The following is a 25,917-nucleotide window of genomic DNA, read 5'->3' on the forward strand; positions in this document are numbered from 1 at the left end:
GTGCGGGCCCACCTCCCGTCCCCTCCGCGTTCCCCGCTGTTCACCCGCCGGTCGCGTCTCCGTCCCCCGTCCCTGAAACGGTGTCGGCGTCGCCATCAGCACGCAGCCGTCGGAAAGGACGTCATGCCCCGCTTCGAGCTCCTCCCCATGTTCCACCGCACGAAGGGCAAGCGCAGCCCCGTCACCTGTGCTCTCAAATGCGGAAACGCCTGCGCCCGGGGCGTGTGCAACACCAGCGACAACGGGTACTTCCGCGACATCGCCTCGAAGGCGATGTCCCGCCGGGCGATGCTCGGCCTCTCCGGAGCGGGTGCCCTCGCCGTCGCGGTGGCGGCCTGCACCCCGGCCGAGCAGACCACGGCCGTGGGCGACCCCGGCACCTTCGGCCAGAACGGCATGAAGCTCGACTTCGAACCCATCGCGCCCGTGGACGCCGCGGTCGACGCCTTCGTCGTCCCCGCGGGCTTCACCTGGGTGCCGATCCTGCGCTGGGGCGACGGTCTCTTCCCCGACTCCCCCGCCTTCGACCCGGCCGCGCAGACCCCGGAGGGGCAGGCCCGGCAGTTCGGCTACAACAACGACTACTCCGCCATCCAGATCGATCCGGACTCCGACGGCAACGCGGCGGTGCTGTTCGCCAACCACGAGTACGTCAACCCCGGGATCATGTTCCCGCCGGACATGGACCAGGCCGTCGCGCGCGCAGTCGCCAGGCAGGCGCAGGGCCTCTCCGTCGTGGACCTCACGCGCTCAGGCCCCGAGCAGCCGTGGCAGGTGAACGTCGACGGCGAGCACAACCGCCGCTTCCTCATCGAGACCGAGTACGAGTTCACCGGCCCGGCCGCCGGCTCCTCCCTCCTGCAGACCAAGGACTACCCCGAGGGGGACAGGGCCCAGGGCACGCTCGGCAACTGCTCCGGCGGACTCACCCCGTGGGGCACCCTGCTCTCCGGCGAGGAGAACTTCAACACCTATTTCGTCTCCGCTGCCGCCTCGGAGGCGGAGAAGCGCTACGGCATGCTCTCGGAGCCCACCGAGACCGGCTGGGAGCAGGACCTCGAGCGCTTCGACACCCGCAACGAAGGCTACGAGAACGAGGCCAACCGGTTCGGCTGGATCGTCGAGGTGGACCCCTGGGACCCGGAGTCCACTCCGGTCAAGCACACGGCGATGGGCCGTTTCAAGCACGAGGGCGCCAATGTCATCGTCGCCGACGACGGCCACGTGGTCGCCTACATGGGCGACGACGAGAAGTTCGACTACCTCTACAAGTTCGTCTCCAAGGGCACGTACCAGGAGGGCGACCGCGAGGCGAACAAGCAGCTGCTGACGGAGGGGGACCTCTACGTCGCGCAGTTCGCGGGCACCTCGGACGACGAGATCGACGGCTCCGGCGCCCTCCCGGAGGACGGCGGCTTCGACGGCACGGGCACGTGGCTGCCCCTCGTGCAGGAGGGGAAGTCGCAGGTGTCCGGGTTCTCCGTCGAGGAGGTGCTCGTCAACACCCGGCTGGCCGCGGACGCCGCCGGTGCCACCAAGATGGACCGCTGCGAGGACGTGGAGCCCAGCCTCACCACCGGCAAGGTGTACGTGGCCTGCACCAACAACGACGAGCGCGGTGTGGGCGGCGGAGCCGGTCCGGACGAGGCCAATCCGCGCACGGAGAACCGGGACGGGCACGTCGTGGAGCTCACCGAGGCCGACGGCCAGACCGGCACCGCCTTCAACTGGTCACTGCTGCTAGTGTGCGGCGATCCGGCGAAGAACGACTCCGCGTACTTCAGCGGCTTCCCCGCGGACCAGGTCTCGCCCATCTCCTGCCCGGACAACGTCGCCTTCGACTCGGCGGGCACGCTGTGGATCTCCACCGACGGTGCGCCCTCGTCCATCGGCTACAACGACGGCCTGTTCAAGGTCACCCTCGAGGGCGAGGAGCGCGGCAAGGTGGAGCAGTTCCTCTCCGTGCCGGTGGACGCGGAGACCTGCGGGCCGGTGATCCACGACCAGGACGGCAGCGTGTTCGTCTCGGTGCAGCACCCCGGCGAGGACGGGGAGTACACGGCGCAGCGCTCGGCCTTCCCGGACTACGTGGACGCGGACGGCGACGGGAGCTTCACCCTGCCGCGTCCGGCCGTCGTGCAGGTGCTCCGGGCCGAGCCCAGCGAGCAGGATGCCCGCCAGCGCGCTCTCGTGGGCGACGCCGAGGCCGGGGACAGCCTGCGGAAAGGCCTCGCGACCGCCTGAGCGCCTCTCCCCCTGTCACGAAAGCTCGGGCCGCGCGCTGTTGCGTGGCCGGCCCGAGCTTTCGTGCTGCTGTCGGCAAGCTCAGAAGTCGACGTGGAGCTGGCGACCGCGGTCCCATTCGCGGTCCCAGCCGAGTGCGCTCAGCGCCCAGTCGAGCAGGCCGGCGGTGAAGCCCCAGGGACGCATGACGCCCACGTCGAAGACGGGTGTGGACCAGGGCCGGTCCGGCGGAGCGAAGACCCCGCGGTTGGCGGGAGCGACGAGATCCGCGATGGCCAGCCGCTCCACCAGCGAGGACTCTCCCCGGTCGACGACGTCCACGGGAGTGGGCGAGCTCCACCACCCCAGGACCGGCGTGACCTCGAACCGGCTCGCGGGCACGTAGAGCGGGTCGAGCGTGCCGATCACGTCGACGCCGGACGGGTCCAGTCCGGTCTCCTCCTCCGCCTCGCGCAGAGCGGTGTGGACCGCCGAGGCGTCCTCCGGATCCGCGCCGCCGCCCGGGAAGGCGGGCTGGCCGGCGTGCTGGCGCAGCGTCGCGGCGCGCTGGAGCAGCAGCACGTCCACGTCCTCCACACCGAGCTGCCGCAGTCGTTCCAGCTCGCCCGCCCCCGCCTCGGTGCGCGGCGCGGCACCCCTGCCGAAGAGCATGAGGACCGAGGCCGCACGCACCTGCATGCCCGCAGGGGCCTGGCTGCGGCGCAGCCACTGTTCCGGTGTCATCGCCGTGAGCAGCGCCTCCAGCTGCGCGCGCACCGGGTCACTCTGCCGCTCCCCCGCGGTCACTTCGCCTCCTCCGCGAGCTCGAACCGCAGGAGCTTCCGCGCCTTGTCCGGATCCAGCTCACCGGTGCCGAACGAAGGGCAGAGCGCGGCGATGGGACAGGCGCCGCATGCGGGCCTGCGGGCATGGCAGATGCGCCTGCCGTGCCAGATGACCCGGTGTGAGAGCATCGTCCACTGCTTGGCGGGGAAGAGCGCGGCCACGTCCTCCTCGATCCGCAGCGGGTCCTCCGACTGCGTCCAGCCGAACCTGCGCGTCAGCCGCGCGAAGTGCGTGTCGACGGTGAGGCCGGGGACGTCGAAGGCGTTGCCCAGCACCACGTTGGCGGTCTTCCGCCCCACACCCGGCAGCTTCACCAGAGCCGCGAGATCGCCCGGAACCTCGCCGTCCCACCGTTCGACCAGCTGCTGCGCGAGCCTGATGATGTTGGCGGCCTTGGCGCGGTAGAACCCGGTGGGACGGATGATCTCCTCCACGTCCCCCGGTGCGGCCTCCGCCAGCGCGAAGGCGTCCGGGTAGGCACGGAACAGCGCCGGGGTCACGGAGTTCACCCGGATGTCCGTGGTCTGGGCGGACAGGACGGTGGCGATGAGGAGCTCGAAGGCGTTCTCGAAGTCCAGCTCCGCGTGCGCGTCCGGATAGGTCTCCGCGAGGATCCGGTCGATCTTCCTGGCTCTGCGCGTGAGGCCCAGCGGGGTCTCCTGCCGGAACCGGCGCGCACTCTTCTCTGCGACTGACAGCACCTCGGCAGTCTATAAGGTGCCTCTCTCGCCCTCTCAGGCGGACGCGGAGGCACACCCGGATGCAGCGCGCGCACGCAAGTCTGGGCAGATGGCGCGCCCAACGGGTAGATTTGACGACAGACAGCATCTGCTTATCAGGAGGATTCCCCCGTGGATATCGAAGTCGTGCGAAAAGCCCCCCTCTTCGCCGGGCTCGACGACGAGTCGACCAGCGCTCTGCTGAAGTTCATGAAGCCGCGCAGCCTGCGCCGTGGAACGGTCCTGTTCCGCGAGGGCGACGCCGGCGACGAGCTCTACATCATCGCGACCGGCAAGGTGAAGATCGGCCGTGAGTCCTCGGACGGACGCGAGAACCTGCTCTCCGTCGCCGGCCCCACGGAGATCATCGGCGAGCTCACGCTCTTCGCTCCCGGTCCGCGCTCCTCCACCGTCACCGCCATCTCGCAGACCGAGCTGCTGAGCCTCCGCCACGAGGACCTCATGACGTGGCTCGAAGGGCGGCCCCAGGCGGCGATGAACCTCCTCCGCGCCCTGGCCCTGCGCCTGCGCAAGACCAACGACACGGTGGGCGACCTCGTGTTCCAGGACGTGCCCGGCCGTGTGGCCAAGGCCCTCCTGGATCTGGCCGACCGCTTCGGTCAGCCCGCGCCGGACGGCGTGCACGTGGCTCACGACCTCACGCAGGAGGAGCTGGCCCAGCTGGTGGGCGCTTCCCGCGAGACGGTCAACAAGGCCCTGGCGGACTTCGCCCAGCGCGGCTGGCTGCGCCTGGAGGCCCGTGCGGTCGTCCTCCTCGACGTGGACCGCCTGCGCCACCGCGCTTCCTGACGCGCTGCGCCTCCCCACAAGTTACGTCTGCGTAGCGGCCGCCCAACATGGCCGCTACGCAGACGTAACTTGCGTTCTGGGGTCAAAGATCACGCCTTGAGCGAGTCGATGTAGGCCAGCTGCGCGCGGACGATCTGCAGGGCCGCCGGCTTCACACCCGCGGGCACGTCCGCGTACACGATGTCCCGCACCTCCTCCGCGCTCGCGGCTCCGGAGGCCAGCACCTCCCGCACCTGGGCGATCCGCTCGTGCCGATGGCGCAGGTACTCCTCGATCAGCTCCGTCACGTCCGCACGCTGTTCTCCGTGCGCCGGAGCGATGGAGGTGAGACCTCCGCCGTCCGCGCGTGCGGCCAGCCGCTCCAGGCTCGCCAGGTAGTCGCCCAGCGACCCGTCGGGGAACGAGACCATGGTGGTCCCCCGCCCCAGGATCGTGTCCCCGGAGAACAGGCGTGCGCCGTGGATGAGCGAGATCGAGTCATCCGTGTGCCCGGGGGTGGTCACGACCTCCACGACGTCCCCAGCGGCGGTGCCGAACTCGATCAGCTGCCCGTCCGCGACCGGCGACGCCCCGGAGGCGAAGGCCGGATCCACTGCGTAGACCGGCACACCGGGTGCCCATTCCCCCGCGCTGCCCAGCATCTCAGAGTGATCCGCGTGCCTGTGGGTGAGGACGATGCCCCGGAGCTCCGCTCTACCCACGGCGTGCAGGAGGGCGTCCTTGTGCGCGGCCAGCTCCGGCCCCGGGTCCAGGAGGAGGGCGGAATCGCCGTCCTGGGCCCGGAGCACGTAGCTGTTGGTCCCCTCGAGCGTCATGGGCGAGGGGTTGTCCGCACGCACCAGCTCGATGCCGTCCTCAGCCAGCCCTGCCGGTGACATGCTCAGGCTCCGGTCCGCAGCCGCACCGTGAGCTCGAGCTCCACGGGCGAGCCCAGCGGGAGCGCGGCCACGCCCACCGCGGACCGGACATGGCGCCCGGCCTCCCCGAACACGGCCCCCAGCAGCTCCGAGGCTCCGTTGAGCACACCGGGCTGCCCGGTGAAGTCCGGGGTGGAGTTGACGAAGCCCGTGACCTTGACGATCCGCTCGATGAGGTCGAGGTCGCCGATGAGATCCTTGACCGCGGCGAGGGCGTTGAGCGCCGCGGTGCCGGCCAGGTCCGCGGCCTGCGCCTGGGAGACGGGGCCGCCCACGGCGCCCGTGAGCGGAAGTGCGCCGTCGACGAACGGCAGCTGGCCCGAGGTGAACACCTGATCGCCCACACGCAGTGCGGGGACGTAGGAGCCGGCGGGTGCGGCGACGGGCGGGAGCTCGAAGCCCTGTGCGACGAGTGCGTCTTCGATGCGGCTCATGTCTGACCTCCTCAGCCCTGGATCGGGCGCTTCATGTAGGCGACGGGGTTGGAGCTGCCCTCCGGACCGGGCACCACCTGGACCAGTTCGTAACCCTCCTGGCCCCACTGATCGAGGATCTGCTTGGTGGCGTGGATGAGGAGGGGAACGGTCACGTACTCCCATTTGGTCATGGGGCTGATCCTTTCGTCTGCTGCCTGTGTCCGTTCAGAATACGCAATGCGGCCGCACCCACACAGGTGCGACCGCATTGTGTATGCGAGTCAGTGGACGGCTCTGGTCAGTTGCCGCCGAGGCCGGGCTGGCCGCCGCCGTTGCCGCCTCCGCCACCGCCGCCGTTGTCGGAGCCGCCGCCGTTGCCACCGCCACCGCCGCCGTTGCCGCCTCCGCCGCCGGACCGCTCGGAGCTCGGCGGCTGATGGCTGCCCTGGCTGCCGTTCGCGCTGCCGCCCGGACGGGGGAAGCCGCTGTTGCCCTCCGTGTGCTTGACCGCCTGGCTCATGATCTTCTGCCACGACTTGCCGGAGATGGTGGCACCGAAGATGGAACCGCGCACGGAGCCCGCGCCCTCGGTACGCCAGTCGCGGTTGCGGTCGGGATCGCCGGTCCACACGAAGGTGGAGAGGGTGCGGGTGAACCCGGCGAACGTGGTCGAACCGACCTCGAAGTTGGTGGTACCCGTCTTCGCCGCCGCCGGCACTCCGATGCCGAGGCCGCTGGTGGTGCCGCCGTTGAAGGTCTGACTCATCGCATAGGACACGCCCTGTGCGACTTCCTTCGCGAGCACCTCCTCGCACTCGTCCTTGGGCACCTCGACGTCCTCGCCCTCATTGGTGGTGATCGAATCGATGGCGACCGGCTTGCAGTACGTGCCGTCCGCGGCGAAGGTCGCGAACGCGGATGCCATGTCCAGCGGAGTGACCTGGGTGACACCGAGGATCGAAGCCGGCCCCAGGGTGGGAATGTAGCCCTTCTCATCCGGGGTCTCGAGGGGGTCGCCGCTGCCGTACTTGAGGCCCAGCGACTTGGCGGTGTTCATGATCCCGCACATGTTGAGCTGGTTGCCCATCGCGGCGTAGGCGGTGTTCGTCGAGGTCTTGGTCGCCTGCAGCGCGGACATCGAGGAGCTGGCGTTGCTGTCACCGGCATTGCGCGGATTCCAGTCGCCGCCCATGTTGGGGCAGCCGTCATAGCGCCAGGATCCCGCCGGGAAGTTCCGCCGTGAGGCGTTCACGGTGGTGCCGAGTCCCTTGCCCTCCTTGAGCCATTCGGTGAGGACGAAGGGTTTCCACGTGGAGCCCACCTGGAAGCCGTTGGTCCCGTTGTGCTTGCGGTCCACGTTGTAGTTGATCTGGGTGTCCGCCTTGGAGTCCGTCTCCGTGACGGTGTAGTTCCGGTTCTGCGCCATGGCGATGATGCGCCCGGTCCCCGGCTCCACGGTGGAGGCGGCGTGGCCGGCGTGGGAGGCGTCGTCAGCGGGGATCCGGTCCTTGAGGACCTTGTCCGCCTCGTTCTGGATCTTGGGGTCCAGCGTCGTCTTGATGGTGAGCCCGCCGCGGTTGAGGAACTGCAGCCGCTCAGCGGCGTCCTCGCCGAAGGCCTCGTCGTTCTTGATGACGTTCGTGACGTAGTCGCAGAAGTACGCCTTGTTCCCGGCCGTCGCACAGCCGTTGGGAGTCTCGTGGATATCGAGGTCCAGGTCCGTGTCCTTGGCCTCCGCGTACTCCTCGTCCGTGATGAACTCGTGCTTGTGCATGAGGAAGAGGACCGTGTTGCGACGCTCCAGCGCCTTCTCCGGGAACCGCTGCGGGTTGTTCGCCACGGGATTCTGCACGATGCCCGCGAGCGTCGCGGACTGCGCGATGTCGAGGTCCTTCGCCTTCACACCCCAGTACCGCTGCGCAGCCGCCTCCACGCCGAACACGGCCGGTGAGCCCGAGTAGTTGTTGATGTTCATGTAGCGGTGGAGGATCTCGTCCTTGCTGTACTTGTTCTCCACCGCGACGGCGAGCTTGGCCTCGCGCAGCTTGCGTGCGTAGCCGGAGGCGCCCTCGGACTCCTTGGCCGCCTCCACGCCCTCCGCGTCCTCTTCCGCGTGGGCGTTCTCCGCCAGCACGTTCTTCACGTACTGCTGCGTGAGCGTGGAACCGCCCTGCTTGGAGGGCGAGAGCATGTTGTGCACCGCGGCACGGGCGATGCCCTGGATGTCCACGCCGGAATGCTCGTAGAACCGGTAGTCCTCCACCGCCACGGTGGCGTCCTTCATCTCCTGCGAGATCTCGTCGAAGGGCACCTCCTTGCGGTTCTGCCAGTAGAACTCCGCGATGAGTGAGCCGTCGGCGGCGAGCATCCGCGAGCTCTCCGCGAGCGGACGCTCCTCGAGCTCCGCCGGGAGCGAGTTGAATACGTCCACGGCAGTGTCCGCACCGGCGGCGGCCATGCCCACGGAGGGGATGGCGAGGCCGGCGCTGACGATTCCCGCAATGCAGCTGACAGCGATGAACTGCACGAACGCACTGAGTTTCGTGGACTTCTTCTGGGCAGAGGACACCATGCCGAGAATTGTACCCAAGGCCGCAAGCCGGACGCCTCAGCGAACGCTCACCCCTGCCTCAGGGACGAGGCTCCCGCCACCACAACCCGCCATGCCGGACACCCCGTACCAACCCCCCACCGGCCCGAGCACATCCGCTGCGCCGAGGAGTACGCGGTCACCGCTGGGGCACGAGCCGCAGCAGGCTCACCTCCGGGAGGCAGGCGAAGCGCACGGGCGAGTACGGCGAATACCCCAGGCCGGCGCTCACATTCACCTGCATGCGGCGGTAGGGGAACAGACCTCGGGCGCGGGTCCTGTCCAGGTCGCAGTTGGTGACGGGAGCGCCCCAGAACGGGACCCGGATCTGACCTCCGTGCGTATGACCGGCGAGGACGAGCTGGGCGCCCGCAGCGGCGAAGGCCTCGAGGGTGCGCGAGTAGGGCGCATGCGTGACGCCGATGCGCACCGCGCCGTCCCCGTGATGCGGGCCTGCGCCGAAGGACGGGCGCGTCTCGTCGATCCTGTCCGCGTCCATGTGTGCATCACCCAGCCCGCTGAGGTCGAAGGGCACCCCGTTCACCTCGACCGCCGCCTGCGCATTGTCCAGGCGCTTCCAGCCCCGTGCCTGGAACTCCTCTGCCAGCTCCGCCGCCGGCAGGGTGGGGTGCTTCGACTTGTCCTCGTTCCGAGTGGTGTGCTTCCGGAGGTAGCGCGCAGGGTTCTTCCGCGTGGGACCCCAGTAGTCGTTGGAGCCGAACACGAACGCGCCCGGCACATCCAGCAGCGGGTCCAGCGCGTGCAGCACCTCCGGGAGCGTGTCCCCACCGAAGTTGTCTCCCGTGTTCACCACGAGGTCCGGCCGCAGGTCCGCCAGTGAGCGGACGAAGTCCGAACGGAACTCCTGGCCCTTCGCCAGGTGCAGATCGGACAGGTGCAGGATCGTCACGGGTGCGCTGCCGGCCGGAAGGATCCCGAGCGTGTGGCGGCGGATCCGGAACGTGCGCGGCTCCACGTACGCGGACCAAGCGAGCCCGGCGGCACCCGCAGCGGCGACGGCCGCCGAGGCCGCGAGCAGACGGGTGCCGGGCAGGCGGACGCCGGGAGAGGAGGCTGAAGACATGCGCCTGATTATGTCAGGCGGCCGAGGCCGGCCCCCTCACTGAACTCTGCAGGTGCTCCCCCACCTCGCCGAGGCCGACGCCCTCCCGCGTCAGGGCCTCCCGTCAGCGCACCAGGGCGGGGTGCTCGTGGAGGTCGGCCTCGCGCGCGGTGCGGGCGCGCACATGACGGGTGATCCTGCGTCTGCCCACGATCCGGCACACCAGGTAGATGAGGAAGCTGATGGTCGTGACGAAGGGGCTGATGGGCACCACCGGCGAACCCAGCGCGATGAGCACCCCGCCCACGGAGGAGACCACCGCGAAGAGCACGGACAGCAGCGGGGTGAGCACGGGTGAGGCCGTCACCTGGCTGGCCGCCGCGGCCGGCGTGATGAGGAGGGCGAGGACGAGGAGGACGCCCACCACCTGCACGGACAGCGCGACCGCCAGACCCAGCATGAGCATGAAGACGATGTGCAGCGCCCCCACGGGGACGCCTCGGGCGCGGGCGACGTCCGGGTCCAGGCTGGAGAACATGAGCGGGCGCCAGACCACCGCGACCACGGCGAGCACCACCAGCGAGCACACCACGAGCAGCCGCAGCTGATCGGAGCTGATCGCGACGATCTGGCCCGTGAGGAGACCGAACTTGCTCGCCGCGCGCCCGTCGTAGAGGGCCAGGAACAGGATGCCCAGGCCCAGGCAGAACGGCATGAGCACGCCGATCACCGCGTTCTTCTGCGAGTCCTTCACCCCGCCCACTGCGATGAGCAGAGCCGCGATGACGGAGCCCACGAAGCTCCCGTTGACCACGTCGAAGCCCAGCAGCAGGAACAGCGCGGCTCCCGCGAAGGACATCTCCGCGATGCCGTGCACGGCGAAGGCGATGTCGCGCGTCATGACGAAGACGGACATGAGGCCGCCGACCACGCCCAGCAGCGCGGCGGCGAGGATCGAATTGCGCAGGAGCACGACCAGCTCGCCGTAGTCCTCGAACGTGAAGAACTGAGTGAGGAGGTCCATGTCAGATCGCCGCCCTGCTCGCCGCGCCCGGGCCGCTGAGGAGGCCGAGACCGTCCGTGCCCGCGGGCTCCGGCTCCAAGTGGTGCGGGTGGTCGTCGCCGCCCACGATGACGAGGCGGTCGCCCACCTCCACCACCTCGATGGGACTGCCGAACAGCTCGGTGAGGGACTCCGAGGTGATGACCTCCTCCGGCGTGCCCACCTTGTAATGGCCCCCGGCCAGGTACAGCACGCGGTCCACATAGGGCAGGATCGGGTTGATCTCGTGGGTGACGAAGAGGACGGCGGTGCCGCGCGTCCGGCGCATCTCGTCGATGAGCGCAGCCACCCGCTTCTGGTGGTTCATGTCGAGGGAGAGCAGCGGTTCGTCGCAGAGGAGGAGGCTGGGCTCGCCCACGAGGGCCTGGGCGACGCGGAGGCGCTGCAGCTCGCCGCCGGAGAGCAGGCCGGCAGGCGCGTTCGCATACTCCTGCGCGCCCACGGCCTCGAGCAGCTCGTCCACACGCTCCCGGCGCTTCCGGCTGAACAGGCCGGGGCCCCAGCGGTGACCGTCGAGCCCCATCCTGACCAGATCGCGGCCGCGCATGGGCGTGGAGCCGTCCAGTCCGCGCTGCTGGGGGATGTAGCCGATGTCGTCGTCACCGGCACGGGCCAGGTGGCCGTTGACCCGTGCAGTGCCCGCGTGCAGCCGGTTCTGGCCCAGCAGCACCTTGAGCAGCGAGGTCTTGCCGGTGCCGTTGGGCCCCAACACGGCGATGAACTCCCCCGCCTCGGCGGCGAGGCTGAGATGGTGCCAGACGACCCGGTCCCCGAACCGCAGCTCCGCATCGTCGAGTCGGAGCACGGGTGCGCCGGTGTCTGTCACGAGAGTGCCTGCTCCAGATCGTCGATGTTGGCGGACATCCACTCACTGTACGACTGATCCGCCGGCGCGGTCTCGGTGAGTTCGACCACCGGGATGTCCAGCTCCTCCGCCTTGTCCTTGAGGCTCTCCGCCTCCGGGCCCGAGGTCTGCGTGTTGTAGGCCAGCACCTTCACGTCCTCGTCCTCCAGGGCGGCCGTCGCATTGCGGAGCACGATGGGCGAGACGTCCGATCCGGCCTCCACCGCATAGACGAACTCCTCCGGCACCGCGTTCTCCAGCCCCATGTCCTCGAAGAGCCAGAGCGCGACGGGCTCCGTGACCGCAGCACGCTCACCCTCGTGGGCGTCCCTGATCTCCGCGAGGCGGCCGGTGAGCCCGTCGAGCTCGCCGCGCACCGTCTCCGCATTGGCAGCGAAGGTGTCCGCGTCCTCCGGGCTGAGCTCGCTCAGGTGCGTCTCCACCTCGTCGACCACCTTCACCATGGTGGGCACGGAGTACCAGACGTGCTCGTTGAAGGCGCCGTGGTCGTGGCCCTCGTGGCCGGCCTCCGAGCCTTCGGCATGGTCGTGGCCGTCCTCGGCGTGGTCGTGGCCGTCCTCCGCGTGGTCGCCTTCATCCGCGCCCGAGGCCTCCTCGCCCTCGGCGTGGTCGTGGCCCTCGTCCTCGGCGTGCGCGTCCTCGTCACCGTGTGCGTGGTCGTGCGCACCCTCGGAGGCGTCCTCGGATCCGGGCAGTCCGGAGATGCCCACGGCGTCGATGACCTCCGGCTCGCCGTCGACCGCCTCGAGCATGGTGGTCATGTAGCTGTCGTAGCCGCCGCCGTTCATGAGCACCAGGTCCGCCTTGGAGAGCGTGAGCTGGTCATGCGCCGTGGCCTCGTACTCGTGGGGGTCCTGCGCCGGATCGGAGATGATGGGGGTGACCTCCGCCGCGTCTCCGGCCACGGCCTGCGCGAGGGAGGCGTAGACGTTGGTGGACGTGACCACCGTGACGCCGTCACCGCCCTCCGCGGAATCCCCGGAACCCGTCCCGCAGCCGGCGAGGACGAGCGCGGAGAGGGAAGCTGTGGCGATGACAGGCAGGCGGCGCATGCCGGGCCCCTTTCGGATGGGTGGACTGGACGCCGTTCACAGTACGACCCGGAACCGATGTGCACTAATGCAGATATGTCGATGCGTTCACGGCTGTGCACGAAAGCGCCGGCTGCACACGCAATTGCGCGCCCAGGCGGAGGCTTCGTGCACGCGCCCGGCGGGCACGCACGAAGGCTCGGGGCGGTCACGCAATTGCATGAGCGCCCCGAGCCTTCGTGGAGCAGACCCTCAGGCCAGCTTGGCCTCCGCGACCAGCCCGGCCAGCTGCACCGTGTTGAGCGCGGCGCCCTTGCGCAGGTTGTCGTTGGAGACGAACAGCACGAGACCGCGGGCTCCGGGGACGGACTGGTCCTGGCGGATGCGGCCCACGAAGCTCGCGTCCCGGCCGGCCGCCTTGAGCGGGGTGGGCACCTCGTCGAGGCTCACGCCGGGGGCCGCTGCGAGGATCTCACGCGCCTCGTCCGGCGTGATGTCACGGGAGAACTCCGCGTGGATGGACAGCGAGTGCCCCGTGAACACCGGCACCCGCACGCAGGTGCCGGCCACCAGCAGCTCCGGCAGGCCGAGGATCTTGCGGGACTCGTTGCGGAGCTTCTTCTCCTCGTCCGTCTCCCCTTCGCCGTCGTCCACGAAGTTCCCCGCGTGCGCGAGGACGTTGAACGCGATCGGCTCGCTGTAGACCGCGGGCTCCGGGAAGGCGACGGCGGAACCGTCGGTGACCAGGGCCTCGGCGTCCGCGACCACCGCGGCGGCCTGCCCGGAGAGCTCGCGCACACCGGCGAGGCCGGAGCCGGAGACCGCCTGGTAGGTGGCGACCTTGAGCCGCTCGAGGCCGGCGGCGTCGTGGAGCGCCTTCAGCGGGGGCATCGCGGCCATGGTGGTGCAGTTGGGATTCGCGATGATGCCCTTGGGCAGGTTCCGCAGCGCCTCCGGATTCACCTCGCTCACCACGAGCGGCACGTCCGGATCGCCGCGCCAGGCCGAGGAGTTGTCGATGACGACGACCCCGGCAGCGGCGAAGCGCTCCGCCTGTGCACGCGAGGTGGCCCCGCCCGCGGAGAACAGCGCGATGTCCAGCCCGGCGGGATCCGCGACGGCGGTGTCCTCGACCGTGATGTCCTCACCGCGGAACGGGAGGGTGGTGCCGGCGGAACGCGCCGAGGCGAAGAAGCGGATCGAGGCTATCGGGAAGCCGGGGTCGGCCTCCAGCAGCGTGCGCATGACGCCGCCCACCTGGCCGGTGGCGCCGACGACGCCGAGGTGCACGCCCTGCTGTGCGGTGCCGGTGCTCTGTGCGCTCATCGTCCGGTCCCTCCGTAGACCACTGCTTCTTCCTCCGTGGAATCCAGCCCGTAGGCCCTGTGCGCCGCGCGGACCGCCCGGTCCAGGTTCTCGCTGCGGGTCACCACGCTGATGCGGATCTCCGAGGTGGAGATCATGTCGATGTTGACCTCCTCGTCGCTGAGCGCCTTGAACAGGGTCGCGGTGACGCCCGGGTGGGAGCGCATGCCGTCGCCCACCACGGACAGCTTGCCGATCTGGTCGTCGTAGCGGAGGTGGTCGAAGCCGATGGTGTCCTTGCGGGCCTCCAGCGCCTCGATCGCCTTGCCGCCGTCCGTCATGGGCAGCGTGAAGGAGATGTCCGTCCGGCCGGGATCACGCGTGGAGATGTTCTGCACGATCATGTCGATGTTGATCTCCTGCTCCGCGACGAGGTTGAAGATCTCCGCCGCCTTGCCGGGGACGTCCGGGACCCCGACGATGGTGAGCTTGGCCTCGGAGCGGTCGTGCGCGACTCCGGAGATGATGGGCTGTTCCACTGGGGACTCCTTGAGCGTTTCTGTCCTGAAGGGCTCGGGGATCTCTGCGTCCGTGACCCACGTGCCGGTGTGCTGGGAGAAGGACGAGCGGACGTGGATGGGCACGCCGGAGCGGCGGGCGTACTCCACGCAGCGGAGCATGAGGATCTTGGCGCCCGAGGCGGCCATCTCCATCATCTCCTCGTAGCCGATCCGGTCGATCTTGCGCGCCGAGGGCACGATCCGGGGATCGGCGGTGAAGACGCCGTCCACATCGGAGTAGATCTCGCAGACGTCCGCATTCAGCGCTGCGGCGAGTGCGACGGCGGTGGTGTCCGAGCCGCCGCGGCCGAGCGTCGTGATGTTCTTGGCGGTCTGGCTCACGCCCTGGAAACCGGCGACGATCGCGATGTTGCCGTCGTCGAGGGCGGAGCGGATGCGTCCCGGGGTGACGTCGATGATCCGCGCGCGACCGTGCGACTCGTCCGTGATGACACCGGCCTGCGAGCCGGTGAACGACTGCGCCTCGAAGCCGAGGTTCGCGATCGCCATGGCGAGGACGGCCATCGAGATCCGTTCTCCCGCGGTGAGGAGCATGTCCAGTTCTCGCGGGGGCGGCACCGGCGAGACCTGCTGGGCGAGGTCGATGAGGTCATCCGTCTGATCGCCCATCGCGGAGACAACCACGACCACGTCGTGACCGGACTCGCGGTAGGAGACGATGCGCTTCGCGACCCTCTTCACCGATTCGGCATCGGCGACGGAGGACCCTCCGAACTTCTGTACAACGAGACTCATGAGCTCATTTCTCTCGCGGGCGCTGCTGTCATGCCGACGTCGGGGCTCCCGTTCAGGAGCCCCGGCACTCGGACATCCCGCAGGTGCGGAGCATCCTCGTCCGCCCCGCTCCCGACCGTGAGAGGTCAGGACGTCCCCGCGCGTGCGGGGCGCGCCGGGGCCGCCGGGCCGCTGTTCATTGTACGGGGCGTGATCCGCCGCACGCCGCGCGGCCCGTCATCCGGCCGCCTGGGCCTGGGGCGGAAGCACGTCCATGCCTCAGGCTCGCGGCCCTTCCCCTCACTGCACCGTGAAGAGGTCTCCGGGTTGACACTGCAGCGCGCGGCAGAGTGCGATGAGCGTGCTGAACCTGACGGCCTTGGCCTTGTTGTTCTTCAGCACGGAGAGGTTCGCCAGCGTGATGTCGACCTGCTTGGACAGCTCTGTGAGGGTCATTCCCCTGGCGGCGAGCACGGCGTCCAGATGGCAGACCACTCGCAGCGAGGAATCGTTCGAGCCCCCTGCCCCGGGAAGCATCTCGCTCATCAGATCAGACCGTCCAGCTCGTCCTGGACAGCACGGCCGCGCTTGACCGCACGCCGCAGGATCTCGACGAGGATGGCACCGCCCAGCCAGAGGTAGACGAGCATCATGGTCACGCCGTTGTCCACGCCCATGTCGCGCAGACCCAGATCGCGGATGACGAGGTTGTCCGCGGGCACCTGTGCGAGCGCATACAGCGGGCCCACGGCGACGAGGGTCCACGACAGCCCCGCCAGACTCCGGGACATCCTGTCCGAGAACTGCTGCCCCTTCGTCAGCTCCGAGACCGCGCGAGCGGCGAACCAGGTGGCGACGAAGAGTCCGACGATCCAGACGACCTTGGCGGCGATGAACTGGCCCACCGCCCAGCTGCTGAGCTCCTCGACGGGAACGGTGAGCGTCGAGAGACCTTCGACGTACAGCGGGCTGCCGGCCAGCTCCACCTCGATCCGCTCGGAGAAGTCGAGCGACACCGGCACGGTCTTCGACAGCCAGATGCTGAACAGAGGCGAGGCGGCGAAGTTGAGGAGGGCGATGAGCGGGAAGACGAGGAAGACCTCGCTGCCGGTGCGGCGCTTCCTCCCGGGTGCCGCGGTGGTCCCGGCCTCGTCGGCGGCGTTCATTCCGATCACTCCTCTGCGATTCATGCCTGGGCCCAGGCCCGGAAGACCGTACGCCTCACGGGCCTGCGCTTATCGTTCTTCGATATATCGATAAACAACATGTTTGCCGATAAACGATAAGGAGTCAAGGGGTGCAGACGAGGGGTGTGCGGAGTGACGGACGCTCAGGGCCCGGTTGAGCCGCTCAGACCGCGATGCGGCGGCCTTCGAAGGCACGCCCCAGGGTGACCTCGTCCGCGTACTCGAGGTCACCGCCCACCGGCAGCCCCGAGGCCAGCCGGGTGACGGTCAGTCCCACGCTGCTGAGCAGGCGGACGAGGTAGGTCGCGGTCGCCTCGCCCTCGAGATTGGGGTCCGTCGCGATGACCACCTCGGTGACCTCGCCGGACTGCAGGCGCGGCAGCAGATCCTTGATCCGCAGATCGTCCGGGCCGATCCCGGCCATCGGATCGATCGAGCCTCCGAGCACGTGGTACAGGCCGCGGAACTCCCGCGTCCGCTCCACCGCCACCACATCCTTGGGCTCCTCCACGACGCAGATGATCGTCCTGTCCCTGCGTTCGTCCTTGCAGATGACGCACTTCTCGTCCTCCGCGACGTTGCCGCAGATCGTGCAGAAGTGCACACGGCGCTTGACCTCGCGCAGCGCAGTGGCGAGGGCCTCCACGTCCGCGGCATCGGACTGGAGGATGTAGAAGGCCATGCGCTGCGCGGACTTGGGGCCGATGCCCGGCAGCCGGCCGAACTCCTCGACCAGGTCCTGCAGCGCGCCTTCGTAGAGCAGGCTCATTCGTGGATCTCCTCGATGATCTTGGCATCCAGCAGCCGTTCGACCACCGCGGGGCCGACCTCCACCGCCGTGTCCAGGTCCGCGTCGCCCGCGGTGTCGTAGTCCGCGTAGTTCTCCACAGGGTCAGGGACGTGCTCCTCCACCACCGGTTCCGGCGCGAAGCTCGGGCCGCTGCCGGAGGCGTCTGAGCTGTGCCGCTGTGCGAGATGAGCGTACTTCCCCAGACCCCCGTCCGCCTCGGACTGCCCGGAGGCCGACTGCTCGGACGCGCCGGAGAGACCCGGATTGTCGGTGAAGGCGATGGACACGTCCGCGTAGGCGCCCAGGAAGTCCAGGCTGCCGCCGCTGTTCCCACCGCCGGACGCTGCCGCCGGTCCTGTGCCACCGGAGTTCTGCTGCGGGCCGGGCTCCTCCTGATCCGAGGGGTGCGGGGCCGCAGCCCGGTCTCCCCTGTCCCGCTCTCCTGTGGGGGTCGGATAGTCCGCGAAGGACTGCACGTCCTCGTACGGCCGGTAGCCGTCGTACTCCGGGTCGTAGGGAGGCTCACCCGGCGCGAAGTCCTCTACCGCGGAACGCGGCTGTGCGGCCTCCTCTGCATGACCGCCGGGTTCGAGGTCCACCGGCGGAGGTACGACGACGGCGCCGAGGTCCACCGCACCGTCCCCGGCCGCGGTCTCCTGCAACGGATCGCTCTCCGCCTCACCGGCTGCCGGACCCACGGGCTCCCGCACAGCCGGTGCGGCCTCCGGGGAAGGCTGCCGTACCTCGTCCTCCGCCACGGCGGACCGCGGTGTGGGAGCGTGGGACGAGCCTCGTTCCGGCTCCCGGTCCGAGGCACCTGCATCCGCCGGAGGCCGTTCCGGTGCATCCGCGAGAGGTCCAGAACCGTCCGGGTGCTTCTCCCCGTTCTCCCCGGAGACGGACGGATCCGGCTGCCAGCTCTCGATCCCGGGCGCAGGAGCCCAGGGATCCGGTTCCGCCGTCTCTGCGGAGGTGACGAGGGGCTCGGAGGCAGCCGCGTACCCGGATGCGGGTGCGAAGGCGGCGGCAGGAGCCGAGGCGACGGCCGGGACCGTGCTCTCACCTGCTCCACCGCTCAGCGGCGCCGGACTGTCCGCCTCCTGGTCGCCGGCGGCTTCCCGGCCGCCGTGGTGAGCCTGCGAGGCGTCGTCGGTCTGCCAGAACCGCTCGTGGTCGACGGGCGCCCTGTCCGCCTCACGGGGGCCGACGACCCGATCCATCTCCTCCTGCGTGGGCTGACGAGGAGACGTGCGCTGAGCGGCGCTGCCGGAGGCTGCGCCGCCGGGGCGCCCACCGGCAGCGGGACCGTCGAAGCCTGCGGAACCGTCCGCGGGCGCGGAGAGGTCCGGAGCGCCGTAGGCTCCCGGGCCGCTCGAGGAACCGGGACCGCCCGCGTTGCCCGGAGCGCCTGAGCTGCCAGCACCGCCGGGGCCGCTCGGAGCGCCAGGACCGCCGGGGCCGCTCGGAGCGCCAGGACCGCCGGGGCCGCTCGGAGCGCCGGGGCCGCTCGTTCCGCCGACGGGCGGGATGGGACCGGCATTGTCGTCGCCCACCTGCACCTGGGCACGGATGCCGAGCGAGTCCTCCAGCGCCGAGGACACGAACTGCGCGTGCGGTCCTCGCTGGAAGCCCTGCACGGAGCCCGGGTTGTTGAACGCCAGGTAGAGCACACCGTCGGCGAAGCGCTGCGGGAACGCATTCGCGCTCACGATGGCGTGTGACAGGCGGCGGAGCTGCTGCAGGCGGGAGAGGACATCCGGCCAGCCTCGCCGGATGGCATCGATCTCCGCACCGACTCCCGTGGCCGGGCCGTCTGTGGCCGGCGCACCCGCGCTCTGCACGCCAGCCGGCTCTGCGGGGGCGGAGGAATGCACCGGAGCTGAACCCGTCGGCGAGGTCTGCGCCGCCGGAGCCTGTGCCTCCGGAGCCTGCGCCTGCGCTGCCGGAGACTGCGCCGGCGTCGGTGCGCCGCCGTCGGCGGGTGCTCCCTCATGCGTCTGGGCCGTCACCGATGTCTGAGGCTGCCCCGGCTGCGAGATCTGACCGGGGTGCTGGCCGCGCCGAGCCTGCTCCGGCAGGTTCCCTCGGACGGCACCGCCCTCCGGTGCCGGAGCATCCTGGCGCACCGGTCCGTCCTGACGCACAGATCCGTCTTGGCCGGTAGGTCCGTCCAGGCGCACAGCTTCGCCCTGGCCCGCAGATCCGCCCGGACGAACCGGCATCTGCTGGGGCCCCGCGTTCCGGGCCTCGGCAGAGGACTGCATCTCTGCGCCAGCAGTCTGCTGGGCGGAAGCCTGCTCCGGCCGTTCGTCCGCCTGCGCGGGCTCCTGCGAAGGCACCGGGGCCCCAGGGCGCTGCGCGCTCGGAGCGCGCCCGGGCTCATCGCCCAGCACCGAGCGGGCGGACGCCACCGCATCCGCCATACCGGCGAACGGGTCCTCGGCACCAGTGCCGCGGTCACCGCCCATCCCGGCCCCACCGGCGCTGCCTGCACCGGACGGTCGCCCACTGAGTGCTGCGGCGCCGGCGCCTGTGCCCTGCGAAGCACCACCCTGCGGGGCACTGCCCTGCGGCGTTCCCGCCGCTGCCCCCGCGCCGGGACCGTCCGCCCCTGCACCGCCGGAGACCTGAGGATCCGCGCCAGGAACACCCGCGCCAGGAGCGCTCACCCCTGCGTCACCCGCACCCGGACGGGTACCGGCGGTGACCCCGGGGGCCTCGGGCGCGGCTGCCTGTGCCGGCAGCGGAGCAGCCCCCTCCGGCACGCGACCGGACTGACTCATCCCCACGCGCCGTTCCAGCCGCTCCACACGGGAGAGCACGGAACGGCGGGAGTCCTCTGCGGCGGGAAGGAGGATGCGTGCGCAGATGAGCTCCAGCTGCAGCCGCGGCGAGGTCGCCCCGGACATCTCGGAGAGGCCGACGTTGAGCAGATCCGCCGCACGTGAGAGCTCCGCCGGGCCGTAGGCACGCGCCTGCACCATGAGCCGCTCGAGGCGGTCCGCGGGCACCTCCGGCAGGAACGCCTGCGCGGAGTCCGGGGCGGCGGCGATGACGAAGAGATCGCGGAAGCGCTCCAGCAGATCCTCGACGAACCGGCGCGGATCGTGCCCGGACTCCACCACGCGCTCCACCACGCGGAACACTCCCCCTCCGTCGCCGGCGGAGAAGGCGTCCACGATGTCTCCCAGCAGCGAATCATCCGTGTAGCCCAGCAGCGCCACCGCCGTGGCATAGTCGATCCCGCCTGCGTCCGAACCGGCCATGAGCTGATCCAGCACGGACAGGGTGTCACGGACGGATCCGCCGCCCGCACGCACCACGAGCGGCAGCACGCCCCTGCCCACGGGCACGGATTCGCGCTCGCACAGGTCCTCGAGGTGATGCGTGAGCACCTCCGGAGGCACCAGCCGGAACGGGTAGTGGTGCGTGCGGGACCGGATGGTGCCGATCACCTTCTCCGGCTCCGTGGTCGCGAAGACGAACTTCACGTGCGGAGGCGGCTCCTCGACGAGCTTGAGGAGGGCGTTGAAGCCCTGCGCCGTGACCATGTGGGCCTCATCGAGGATGAAGACCTTGTAGCGGTCGCGCGCAGGGGCGTACACGGCACGCTCCCGGAGGTCCCGGGCGTCGTCCACGCCGTTGTGGCTGGCCGCGTCGATCTCCACGACGTCCAGCGAGCCGGGGCCGCCGTTGGCCAGGTCCCGGCAGCTGGGGCACTGACCGCACGGCGTGGAGGTGGGCCCCTCCGCGCAGTTGAGGCAGCGGGCGAGGATGCGGGCGCTCGTGGTCTTCCCGCAGCCGCGCGGGCCGGAGAAGAGATAGGCATGGTTGATGCGCCCGCTATCGATCGCAGCGGAGAGCGGACGGGTCACGTGCTCCTGGCCGATGACCTCTGCGAAGGTCTCCGGGCGGTAGCGTCTGTACAGTGCGGTGGACACGTCCCCCAGCCTATAGTCAGGCACGGACACAGAACACGGAGCCGGTGCCCCGCCCCCGTGCGATCGCACACACGTGTCCCTCGGCCGCGCCGCTTCACCCCGGCGGCGGAGGCACGGACCCGCGGGCCCGGCGGCGCGAGGCACCGCCCGGGACTCCACGCACCAGGCACCACGCATCAGGCACAGACAGGTAAGGACGCTCATGGAACCCGACATCCCGGCCCGCCGCCTGCGGATCGGACACGCCGAGCGCGACGCCGTGATCGAACAGCTCAGCGCCGCCGCCGGAGAGGGCCGGCTGACGGTGGAGGAGCTCACGGAGCGGATGGAGCTGGCCGCCGCGGCGAAGACCTACGCGGACCTGGACCCGCTCGTCGAGGATCTGCCCGTCCCCCGCCCCTCGGCCGCGGTGGAGGGGCCCTCCGCACCGGGGACGGCCTCGGGCGCGGTGGTGCCGGCAGGGGGCGGAGGCCCTCTGGTGCCCACCTACCAGGGCGAGCCCGGCTGGGAGCCGCACGACCCGCTCGTCCTCAAGGGCGGGTGGGACACGGAGTACCGCCGGGGCAACTGGCGGGTGCCGCCGTATCTGCGCGTGGAGTCCGGGATGGGGACCATCGAGCTGAACTTCCTCGAGGTGGCGCAGGTGCCGCAGGAGATCTCCGTCGAGGTCTCCGGGGACATGGGCACGCTCGTCATCGTCGTCCCGGAGGGCTGGGGCGCAGACGTCAACGGGGTCAGCAAGTCGTGGGGATCCGTCACCAGCAGGGTGAGCGAACTGCCGCAGCCCGGCCGGCCGCGCATCCGGCTGAGCGGGAAGATGGGGATGGGATCGCTCACCGTCCGCCACGCCAACTGGTTCGACCGGCGGCGGATCGAGAAGAGATGAGGTGAGCAGTCATGCAGGAACCGCAGATCCTCGTCTTCTTCGTCATCGTCGCGGCGTTCGCGGTGTGCTTCGCACTGGGCGGCTGGCTGATCGTACGGGCGGTGCGGAATCCCGAGGCCCGCATCGGCGCCGCCACCCGCAGACGCTACGAGGAGATGCAGGACCAGCGCCTGCTCGAGGAGGAGCGCCGCAGGTACAGGGCCGAACAGTCCGGCGAGGACCCGGCCGGGGAACAGAGGCTCGGCGAGGACGATTCGCCCGCATAGACCCTCGCTCCCTCGTGTCTCACCCCGCATCGAGAATCCGCCCGCGGAACGATGCAGAGTGAGACGCGAACGGCACACACCCGACCACACCACCCCACGAGAACCGAGGATGAGGACCAGATGACAGGGAGCCCCATGACAGAGAGCGCTGCAGCACCGGCGTCCAGGGCAGCGGACCGCACCTACCGGATCGCGGTCATCGCCGGCGACGGGATCGGCACGGAAGTCATGCCGGAGGGCCTGCGCGCGCTGCGCGCCGCCGCGGACCGGTTCGGGTTCCGGCTCGAGATCGAGGAGTTCGACTGGGCCTCGGCTGGCTACTGGCAGGCGCACGGGGCGATGCTCCCCGACGACTGGAAGGACACGCTCAGCGGCTTCGACGCCATCTTCTTCGGTGCGGTGGGCTGGCCGGACGTCGTGCCCGACCACGTCTCCCTGTGGGGCTCACTGCTGCAGTTCCGCCGCCACTTCGACCAGTACGTGAACCTGCGCCCGGTGAAGCTGCTCGCAGGGGTGCCCTCCCCGCTGGCCGGCCGGAGGCCCGGCGACGTCGACTTCTTCGTGGTCCGCGAGAACACCGAGGGCGAGTACTCCTCCGTGGGCGGGAAGATGTTCGAGGGCACGGACCGGGAGACGGTCATCCAGGAGACCGTCATGACCCGCACCGGCGTGGACCGCGTGCTGCGGTACGCCTTCGAGCTCGCGGACCGGCGCAGCGGCGGGCCCGGCAGCACCGGACGGCCGCAGCGCAGGCACCTCACCTCCGCGACCAAGTCCAACGGCATCGCCATCACCATGCCCTACTGGGACGAGCGCGTCGCCGCGATGGCGGAGTCCTACCCGGAGGTGGAGGTCGACCAGTACCACATCGACATCCTCACGGCCAACTTCGTCATGCACCCGGACTGGTTCGACGTGGTCGTGGCGTCGAACCTGTTCGGCGACATCCTCTCCGACCTGGGGCCGGCCTGCACCGGCACGATCGGCATCGCACCCAGCGCCAACATCAACCCGGAGGGTGCGTTCCCCTCGCTCTTCGAGCCCGTGCACGGCTCCGCGCCGGACATCGCGGGCAGGGGGATCGCCAATCCGGTCGGCCAGATCTGGTCCGGCGCGCTCATGCTCGATCACCTGGGCGAGGCCGAGGCCGCCGCTGCCGTCCAGGCCGCCTTCGAGGCCGTGCTGGCCGGTGGGGACGCGGAGGTGCTCACCCCGGACATGGGAGGCCGCGGCACCACCGCGGCGCTGGGTGCGGCGGTCGCCGAGGCCATAGCGGGCGGTCGCTGAGGGGCCGGTCCGGCTCCGGACAGGCTCAGTGCCTCAGCATGAGCAGAGCGGCCGCTCATGTCTCGTTCCACGTCGCCGCCCCGGCGGATCGGCGACGTGGAATGAGACGCGGATGACAGCGCGGCGTGAGTTCGTCAAGGCCGGTTCCCCTCGCCCGCCTTCGCCGCTAGCGTGGAGGCTGCGCGCGCATCAGAGGATGCGCACCGGACGAAGGGAGGCCCCATGGGCATCGGAGACGACATCCGGAACAAGGCACAGGAAGCCACCGGCAAGGCGAAGGAGTTCATCGGCGACAAGACCGGTGACGCGGATCTGCAGGGCGAGGGCGTGCGCGACCGCACCGAGTCCGGCATCCGTCAGGCCGCCGACTCCGTCCGCGAGAAGGCCGGCGACGCCGCGGATTCGCTCAGGGAGGGCGCCGAGGGGCTCAAGGCCAAGGCCGAGGGGCTGATCGGCGGGGCCAAGGACGCCGGCGAGGACCGCTGACCCCGGCCTGAGAAGGCAGCATGCCCGGGGGCGCCGCACACCGGCGCCCCCGGGCTTCTCTCTGCGCCGATGTGCGGCGGCTCGGCCCGCCGGCGCATCTGCCCGTTCCCCCGGCGCGGTCACCGGCCGGGCAGAGATCGGCCGGCCAAGCGCGAGGCGCACACCGCCTCACCCCCGGATGAGGCCGGCCGCCCGCGCCTTCGCCAGCGCGTCCGTGCGCGAGCGGGCTCCCAGCTTCTCGAAGATGTGGACCAGGTGGGTCTTCACCGTCGAGGTCGAGACGAAGAGCCGCGCGGCGATCTGCGCGTTCGCCAGGCCCTCTGCGACCGCGTCCAGCACCTCCAGCTCGCGCTGGCTGAGCGATGTCTCCGGAGCACGCATCCGGGCGAGGAGCTTGGACCCCACCTCCGGGGCGAGCGCGGTCTCCCCCGCAGCCGCCCGTCGCACGGCGGCCAGCAGCTCCTCCGGGGGAGCATCCTTGAGGAGGTACCCCGCGGCACCGGCCTCCACGGCGGCCACCACATCCGCATCGCTGTCGTAGTTGGTGAGGACGAGGACGTGGGGCGCACCGGCAGCGGCACGGATCCTGCGGGTGGCCTCGGGCCCGTGGACGGCACCGGGAGCGTTCCCCAGCTGCAGGTCCATGAGTACGAGGTCGGCCGGGACCTCGGCGGCCATGCGGACGATCTCCTCGCCGCCGCCGGCCTGCCCCACCACCTCGATGTGATCCGCCGTGGCCAGCAGCGCGACGATGCCGGCACGCACGACCGGGTGGTCGTCGCAGATCAGAACTCTCACGCTCATGCGCTCCTCCTCCCGTCAGTGGGACGGGCGGTGCGGTCGCAGGCTCCTGCCGCGACCTCGCCCGCCTCCGCCGCGACCTCGCCCGCTTCCGTCGCAGCCCCGTCCGCCTCCGTCGTGGACATGTCCTCGAACACAGCGCTCACGGCGGTGCCCGAACCCGGACGCGACTCCACCTCCAGCCGGCCCCCGGCCTCCTCGGCGCGCTGCCGCATCATGCCCAGACCGAAGGAACCGCTCTCCGCCGGGACGCGCACCGCGGCCGGGTCGAAGCCGATGCCGTCATCGACGACGTCCACGGCAGCCCCACGTGACAGATAGGTGAGGGTGACGACGATGCGTGCGGCCTCCGCGTGTGCGACGGCGTTGCCCAGTGCTCCCTGCACGATGCGCAGCAGAGTCGTCTCAGCCGCACGGGCCAGCTCCCGCGGGGTGCCGTCCGTGCGGAAGAGCACCTGTGCGCGTGCCGTCGCATCCGCCGAGGCGCAGAGCCGTTCCAGCGCGGCAGGCAGCGCACGCACCGCGAGTGCCGGCGAGGCCAGTGCACGGATGAAGGCGCGGGTCTCGGCGAGCGACTCCGCCGCGGTCTGCTTGGCGAGTGCGATCTCCTCCCTGCCCGGAGCGGCGGATCGGGACTCGGGCCGAGGATCGGGCCGGGACTCGGGCCGGAGCTCGGGCCGCGGCTCAGACCCGTCCCCGGACGGGGGCGCAGGCCGCGCCTCCTCCTGAGTCCCGGCCTGAGCCACGGCCGCATGCGGTGCCGCTGCCACGTCCATGCGCCGTTCCGCGGCACTGAGCAGGAGGCGGATGCTGGAGAGGCCCTGAGCCACGGTGTCGTGGAGCTCCGCCGCCATGCGCGTCCGCTCGGCCTCGATGCCGGAGCGGCGCTGCGATTCCGCCAGCTGCGACTGCGCTGCCAGCAGCTCGTCCAGCAGCCGCTGGCGTTCGTGCACCTCCCGGAACAGCGCCCGGTACCCCAGCCCGATCACGATCGCGGCGGCGGCTCCCACCAGCGGTCCGGTCACGCCGCCCACCGTGAGACCGCGGTGGGCGGCGAGCGCGCCCACGGAGACGAGCGCGAAGACGAGGACGGCGACCGGGCCCCACCCGCCCGGCAGCAGGTGGAGGCA

24 protein-coding genes are annotated in these 25,917 nt (G+C 70.5%); 6 read left to right on the plus strand and 18 right to left on the minus strand.

What is annotated here, in order from left to right:
- The first annotated feature begins 123 nt into the window (after positions 1-123).
- On the plus strand, positions 124-2,244 hold the full coding sequence (locus Q0A33_RS09695; RefSeq protein ID WP_291795589.1) for a PhoX family phosphatase: 2,121 nt from the start codon (positions 124-126) through the stop codon (positions 2,242-2,244).
- 81 nt (positions 2,245-2,325) lie between these two features.
- Here the strand turns inward: Q0A33_RS09695 and Q0A33_RS09700 are convergent, their stop codons facing one another.
- Together Q0A33_RS09700 and nth are read right to left on the minus strand one after the other, a co-directional pair.
- Positions 2,326-3,030: a CoA pyrophosphatase gene (locus Q0A33_RS09700; RefSeq protein WP_291795592.1), complete on the minus strand. Its 705-nt coding sequence runs from the start codon at positions 3,028-3,030 to the stop codon at positions 2,326-2,328.
- Positions 3,027-3,770 carry an endonuclease III gene (gene nth / locus Q0A33_RS09705; protein WP_291795595.1) on the minus strand — a complete coding sequence of 248 codons (744 nt, stop codon included), beginning with the start codon at positions 3,768-3,770 and terminating at the stop codon, positions 3,027-3,029. Before nth ends, Q0A33_RS09700 begins: the two co-directional genes overlap by 4 nt.
- 150 nt (positions 3,771-3,920) lie before the next feature.
- Between nth and Q0A33_RS09710 the strand changes: the two genes are divergently transcribed.
- Positions 3,921-4,598, plus strand: a complete 678-nt coding sequence (locus Q0A33_RS09710) for a Crp/Fnr family transcriptional regulator (RefSeq protein WP_291795598.1) — start codon at positions 3,921-3,923, stop codon at positions 4,596-4,598.
- Between the two features lie 89 nt (positions 4,599-4,687).
- Here Q0A33_RS09710 and Q0A33_RS09715 read toward each other — a convergent pair whose 3' ends face one another.
- The 14 genes from Q0A33_RS09715 to Q0A33_RS09780 form a co-directional block, all read right to left on the minus strand.
- A complete protein-coding gene (locus Q0A33_RS09715) occupies positions 4,688-5,476 on the minus strand; it encodes an MBL fold metallo-hydrolase (RefSeq protein ID WP_291795600.1) in 789 nt (262 codons plus the stop codon).
- Between the two features lie 2 nt (positions 5,477-5,478).
- The gene (locus Q0A33_RS09720; protein WP_291795603.1) at positions 5,479-5,949 is read right to left on the minus strand and encodes a RidA family protein; all 471 of its coding nucleotides are present in this window, start codon (positions 5,947-5,949) and stop codon (positions 5,479-5,481) included.
- An 11-nt stretch (positions 5,950-5,960) separates the two neighbouring features.
- On the minus strand, positions 5,961-6,122 hold the full coding sequence (locus Q0A33_RS09725; protein ID WP_291795606.1) for a hypothetical protein: 162 nt from the start codon (positions 6,120-6,122) through the stop codon (positions 5,961-5,963).
- A gap of 107 nt (positions 6,123-6,229) precedes the next feature.
- On the minus strand, positions 6,230-8,503 hold the full coding sequence (locus Q0A33_RS09730; protein WP_291795609.1) for a transglycosylase domain-containing protein: 2,274 nt from the start codon (positions 8,501-8,503) through the stop codon (positions 6,230-6,232).
- A 157-nt stretch (positions 8,504-8,660) separates the two neighbouring features.
- Positions 8,661-9,605: a metallophosphoesterase gene (locus Q0A33_RS09735; RefSeq protein ID WP_291795612.1), complete on the minus strand. Its 945-nt coding sequence runs from the start codon at positions 9,603-9,605 to the stop codon at positions 8,661-8,663.
- A 103-nt stretch (positions 9,606-9,708) separates the two neighbouring features.
- Positions 9,709-10,608: a metal ABC transporter permease gene (locus tag Q0A33_RS09740; RefSeq protein ID WP_291795615.1), complete on the minus strand. Its 900-nt coding sequence runs from the start codon at positions 10,606-10,608 to the stop codon at positions 9,709-9,711.
- 1 nt (position 10,609) lies between these two features.
- Entirely contained in the window at positions 10,610-11,473 is an 864-nt protein-coding gene (locus tag Q0A33_RS09745; protein ID WP_291795618.1) for an ABC transporter ATP-binding protein, read from the minus strand.
- Entirely contained in the window at positions 11,470-12,564 is a 1,095-nt protein-coding gene (locus Q0A33_RS09750; protein ID WP_291795621.1) for a zinc ABC transporter substrate-binding protein, read from the minus strand. The genes Q0A33_RS09745 and Q0A33_RS09750 overlap by 4 nt, the downstream gene beginning before the upstream one ends.
- Positions 12,565-12,795: 231 nt before the next feature.
- Positions 12,796-13,869 carry an aspartate-semialdehyde dehydrogenase gene (locus tag Q0A33_RS09755; RefSeq protein WP_291795624.1) on the minus strand — a complete coding sequence of 358 codons (1,074 nt, stop codon included), beginning with the start codon at positions 13,867-13,869 and terminating at the stop codon, positions 12,796-12,798.
- The gene (locus Q0A33_RS09760; protein ID WP_291795627.1) at positions 13,866-15,164 is read right to left on the minus strand and encodes an aspartate kinase; all 1,299 of its coding nucleotides are present in this window, start codon (positions 15,162-15,164) and stop codon (positions 13,866-13,868) included. The genes Q0A33_RS09755 and Q0A33_RS09760 overlap by 4 nt, the downstream gene beginning before the upstream one ends.
- A 279-nt stretch (positions 15,165-15,443) precedes the next feature.
- Positions 15,444-15,689 (minus strand): helix-turn-helix transcriptional regulator, encoded by a 246-nt coding sequence (locus Q0A33_RS09765; RefSeq protein ID WP_291795630.1) that lies wholly within the window; start codon positions 15,687-15,689, stop codon positions 15,444-15,446.
- The gene (locus tag Q0A33_RS09770) at positions 15,689-16,309 is read right to left on the minus strand and encodes a DUF2975 domain-containing protein (protein WP_291795633.1); all 621 of its coding nucleotides are present in this window, start codon (positions 16,307-16,309) and stop codon (positions 15,689-15,691) included. The genes Q0A33_RS09765 and Q0A33_RS09770 overlap by 1 nt, the downstream gene beginning before the upstream one ends.
- A gap of 184 nt (positions 16,310-16,493) precedes the next feature.
- On the minus strand, positions 16,494-17,099 hold the full coding sequence (gene recR, locus Q0A33_RS09775; RefSeq protein WP_291795636.1) for a recombination mediator RecR: 606 nt from the start codon (positions 17,097-17,099) through the stop codon (positions 16,494-16,496).
- On the minus strand, positions 17,096-21,061 hold the full coding sequence (locus Q0A33_RS09780; RefSeq protein ID WP_291795640.1) for a DNA polymerase III subunit gamma and tau: 3,966 nt from the start codon (positions 21,059-21,061) through the stop codon (positions 17,096-17,098). Before Q0A33_RS09780 ends, recR begins: the two co-directional genes overlap by 4 nt.
- A gap of 202 nt (positions 21,062-21,263) precedes the next feature.
- Here Q0A33_RS09780 and Q0A33_RS09785 point away from each other — a divergent pair, with 202 nt between their 5' ends.
- The 4 genes from Q0A33_RS09785 (at position 21,264) to Q0A33_RS09800 (ending at position 23,986) form a co-directional block, all read left to right on the plus strand.
- Positions 21,264-21,947 (plus strand): DUF1707 domain-containing protein, encoded by a 684-nt coding sequence (locus Q0A33_RS09785; RefSeq protein WP_291795643.1) that lies wholly within the window; start codon positions 21,264-21,266, stop codon positions 21,945-21,947.
- A gap of 11 nt (positions 21,948-21,958) precedes the next feature.
- On the plus strand, positions 21,959-22,213 hold the full coding sequence (locus tag Q0A33_RS09790) for a hypothetical protein (protein ID WP_291795645.1): 255 nt from the start codon (positions 21,959-21,961) through the stop codon (positions 22,211-22,213).
- A gap of 135 nt (positions 22,214-22,348) precedes the next feature.
- On the plus strand, positions 22,349-23,500 hold the full coding sequence (locus Q0A33_RS09795; RefSeq protein ID WP_291795648.1) for a tartrate dehydrogenase: 1,152 nt from the start codon (positions 22,349-22,351) through the stop codon (positions 23,498-23,500).
- Positions 23,501-23,722: 222 nt separating this feature from the next.
- Entirely contained in the window at positions 23,723-23,986 is a 264-nt protein-coding gene (locus tag Q0A33_RS09800) for a CsbD family protein (protein WP_291795651.1), read from the plus strand.
- 168 nt (positions 23,987-24,154) lie between these two features.
- Here Q0A33_RS09800 and Q0A33_RS09805 read toward each other — a convergent pair whose 3' ends face one another.
- The gene (locus tag Q0A33_RS09805; RefSeq protein ID WP_291795654.1) at positions 24,155-24,790 is read right to left on the minus strand and encodes a response regulator transcription factor; all 636 of its coding nucleotides are present in this window, start codon (positions 24,788-24,790) and stop codon (positions 24,155-24,157) included.
- Positions 24,787-25,917, minus strand: a 1,131-nt coding sequence (locus tag Q0A33_RS09810) for a sensor histidine kinase (RefSeq protein ID WP_291795657.1), incomplete at its 5' end; no start/stop codon positions are given. The genes Q0A33_RS09810 and Q0A33_RS09805, both read right to left, overlap by 4 nt.

Source organism: Brevibacterium sp. (assembly GCF_022712115.1).
GTDB lineage: Bacteria > Actinomycetota > Actinomycetes > Actinomycetales > Brevibacteriaceae > Brevibacterium > Brevibacterium salitolerans.

What these genes read in the sequence shown, in the direction of transcription:
- Q0A33_RS09695 (WP_291795589.1), top strand. Translation starts at nt 124, where the DNA reads ATGCCCCGCTTCGAGCTCCTCCCCATGTTCCACCGCACGAAGGGCAAG.
- Q0A33_RS09750 (WP_291795621.1), bottom strand. Translation starts at nt 12,564, where the DNA reads ATGCGCCGCCTGCCTGTCATCGCCACAGCTTCCCTCTCCGCGCTCGTC.
- Q0A33_RS09755 (WP_291795624.1), bottom strand. Translation starts at nt 13,869, where the DNA reads ATGAGCGCACAGAGCACCGGCACCGCACAGCAGGGCGTGCACCTCGGC.
- Q0A33_RS09760 (WP_291795627.1), bottom strand. Translation starts at nt 15,164, where the DNA reads ATGAGTCTCGTTGTACAGAAGTTCGGAGGGTCCTCCGTCGCCGATGCC.
- Q0A33_RS09770 (WP_291795633.1), bottom strand. Translation starts at nt 16,309, where the DNA reads ATGAACGCCGCCGACGAGGCCGGGACCACCGCGGCACCCGGGAGGAAG.
- Q0A33_RS09805 (WP_291795654.1), bottom strand. Translation starts at nt 24,790, where the DNA reads ATGAGCGTGAGAGTTCTGATCTGCGACGACCACCCGGTCGTGCGTGCC.
- Q0A33_RS09800 (WP_291795651.1), top strand. Translation starts at nt 23,723, where the DNA reads ATGGGCATCGGAGACGACATCCGGAACAAGGCACAGGAAGCCACCGGC.
- Q0A33_RS09740 (WP_291795615.1), bottom strand. Translation starts at nt 10,608, where the DNA reads ATGGACCTCCTCACTCAGTTCTTCACGTTCGAGGACTACGGCGAGCTG.
- Q0A33_RS09795 (WP_291795648.1), top strand. Translation starts at nt 22,349, where the DNA reads ATGACAGAGAGCGCTGCAGCACCGGCGTCCAGGGCAGCGGACCGCACC.
- Q0A33_RS09790 (WP_291795645.1), top strand. Translation starts at nt 21,959, where the DNA reads ATGCAGGAACCGCAGATCCTCGTCTTCTTCGTCATCGTCGCGGCGTTC.
- Q0A33_RS09725 (WP_291795606.1), bottom strand. Translation starts at nt 6,122, where the DNA reads ATGACCAAATGGGAGTACGTGACCGTTCCCCTCCTCATCCACGCCACC.
- recR (WP_291795636.1), bottom strand. Translation starts at nt 17,099, where the DNA reads ATGAGCCTGCTCTACGAAGGCGCGCTGCAGGACCTGGTCGAGGAGTTC.
- Q0A33_RS09735 (WP_291795612.1), bottom strand. Translation starts at nt 9,605, where the DNA reads ATGTCTTCAGCCTCCTCTCCCGGCGTCCGCCTGCCCGGCACCCGTCTG.
- Q0A33_RS09715 (WP_291795600.1), bottom strand. Translation starts at nt 5,476, where the DNA reads ATGTCACCGGCAGGGCTGGCTGAGGACGGCATCGAGCTGGTGCGTGCG.
- Q0A33_RS09785 (WP_291795643.1), top strand. Translation starts at nt 21,264, where the DNA reads ATGGAACCCGACATCCCGGCCCGCCGCCTGCGGATCGGACACGCCGAG.
- Q0A33_RS09765 (WP_291795630.1), bottom strand. Translation starts at nt 15,689, where the DNA reads ATGAGCGAGATGCTTCCCGGGGCAGGGGGCTCGAACGATTCCTCGCTG.
- Q0A33_RS09720 (WP_291795603.1), bottom strand. Translation starts at nt 5,949, where the DNA reads ATGAGCCGCATCGAAGACGCACTCGTCGCACAGGGCTTCGAGCTCCCG.
- Q0A33_RS09730 (WP_291795609.1), bottom strand. Translation starts at nt 8,503, where the DNA reads ATGGTGTCCTCTGCCCAGAAGAAGTCCACGAAACTCAGTGCGTTCGTG.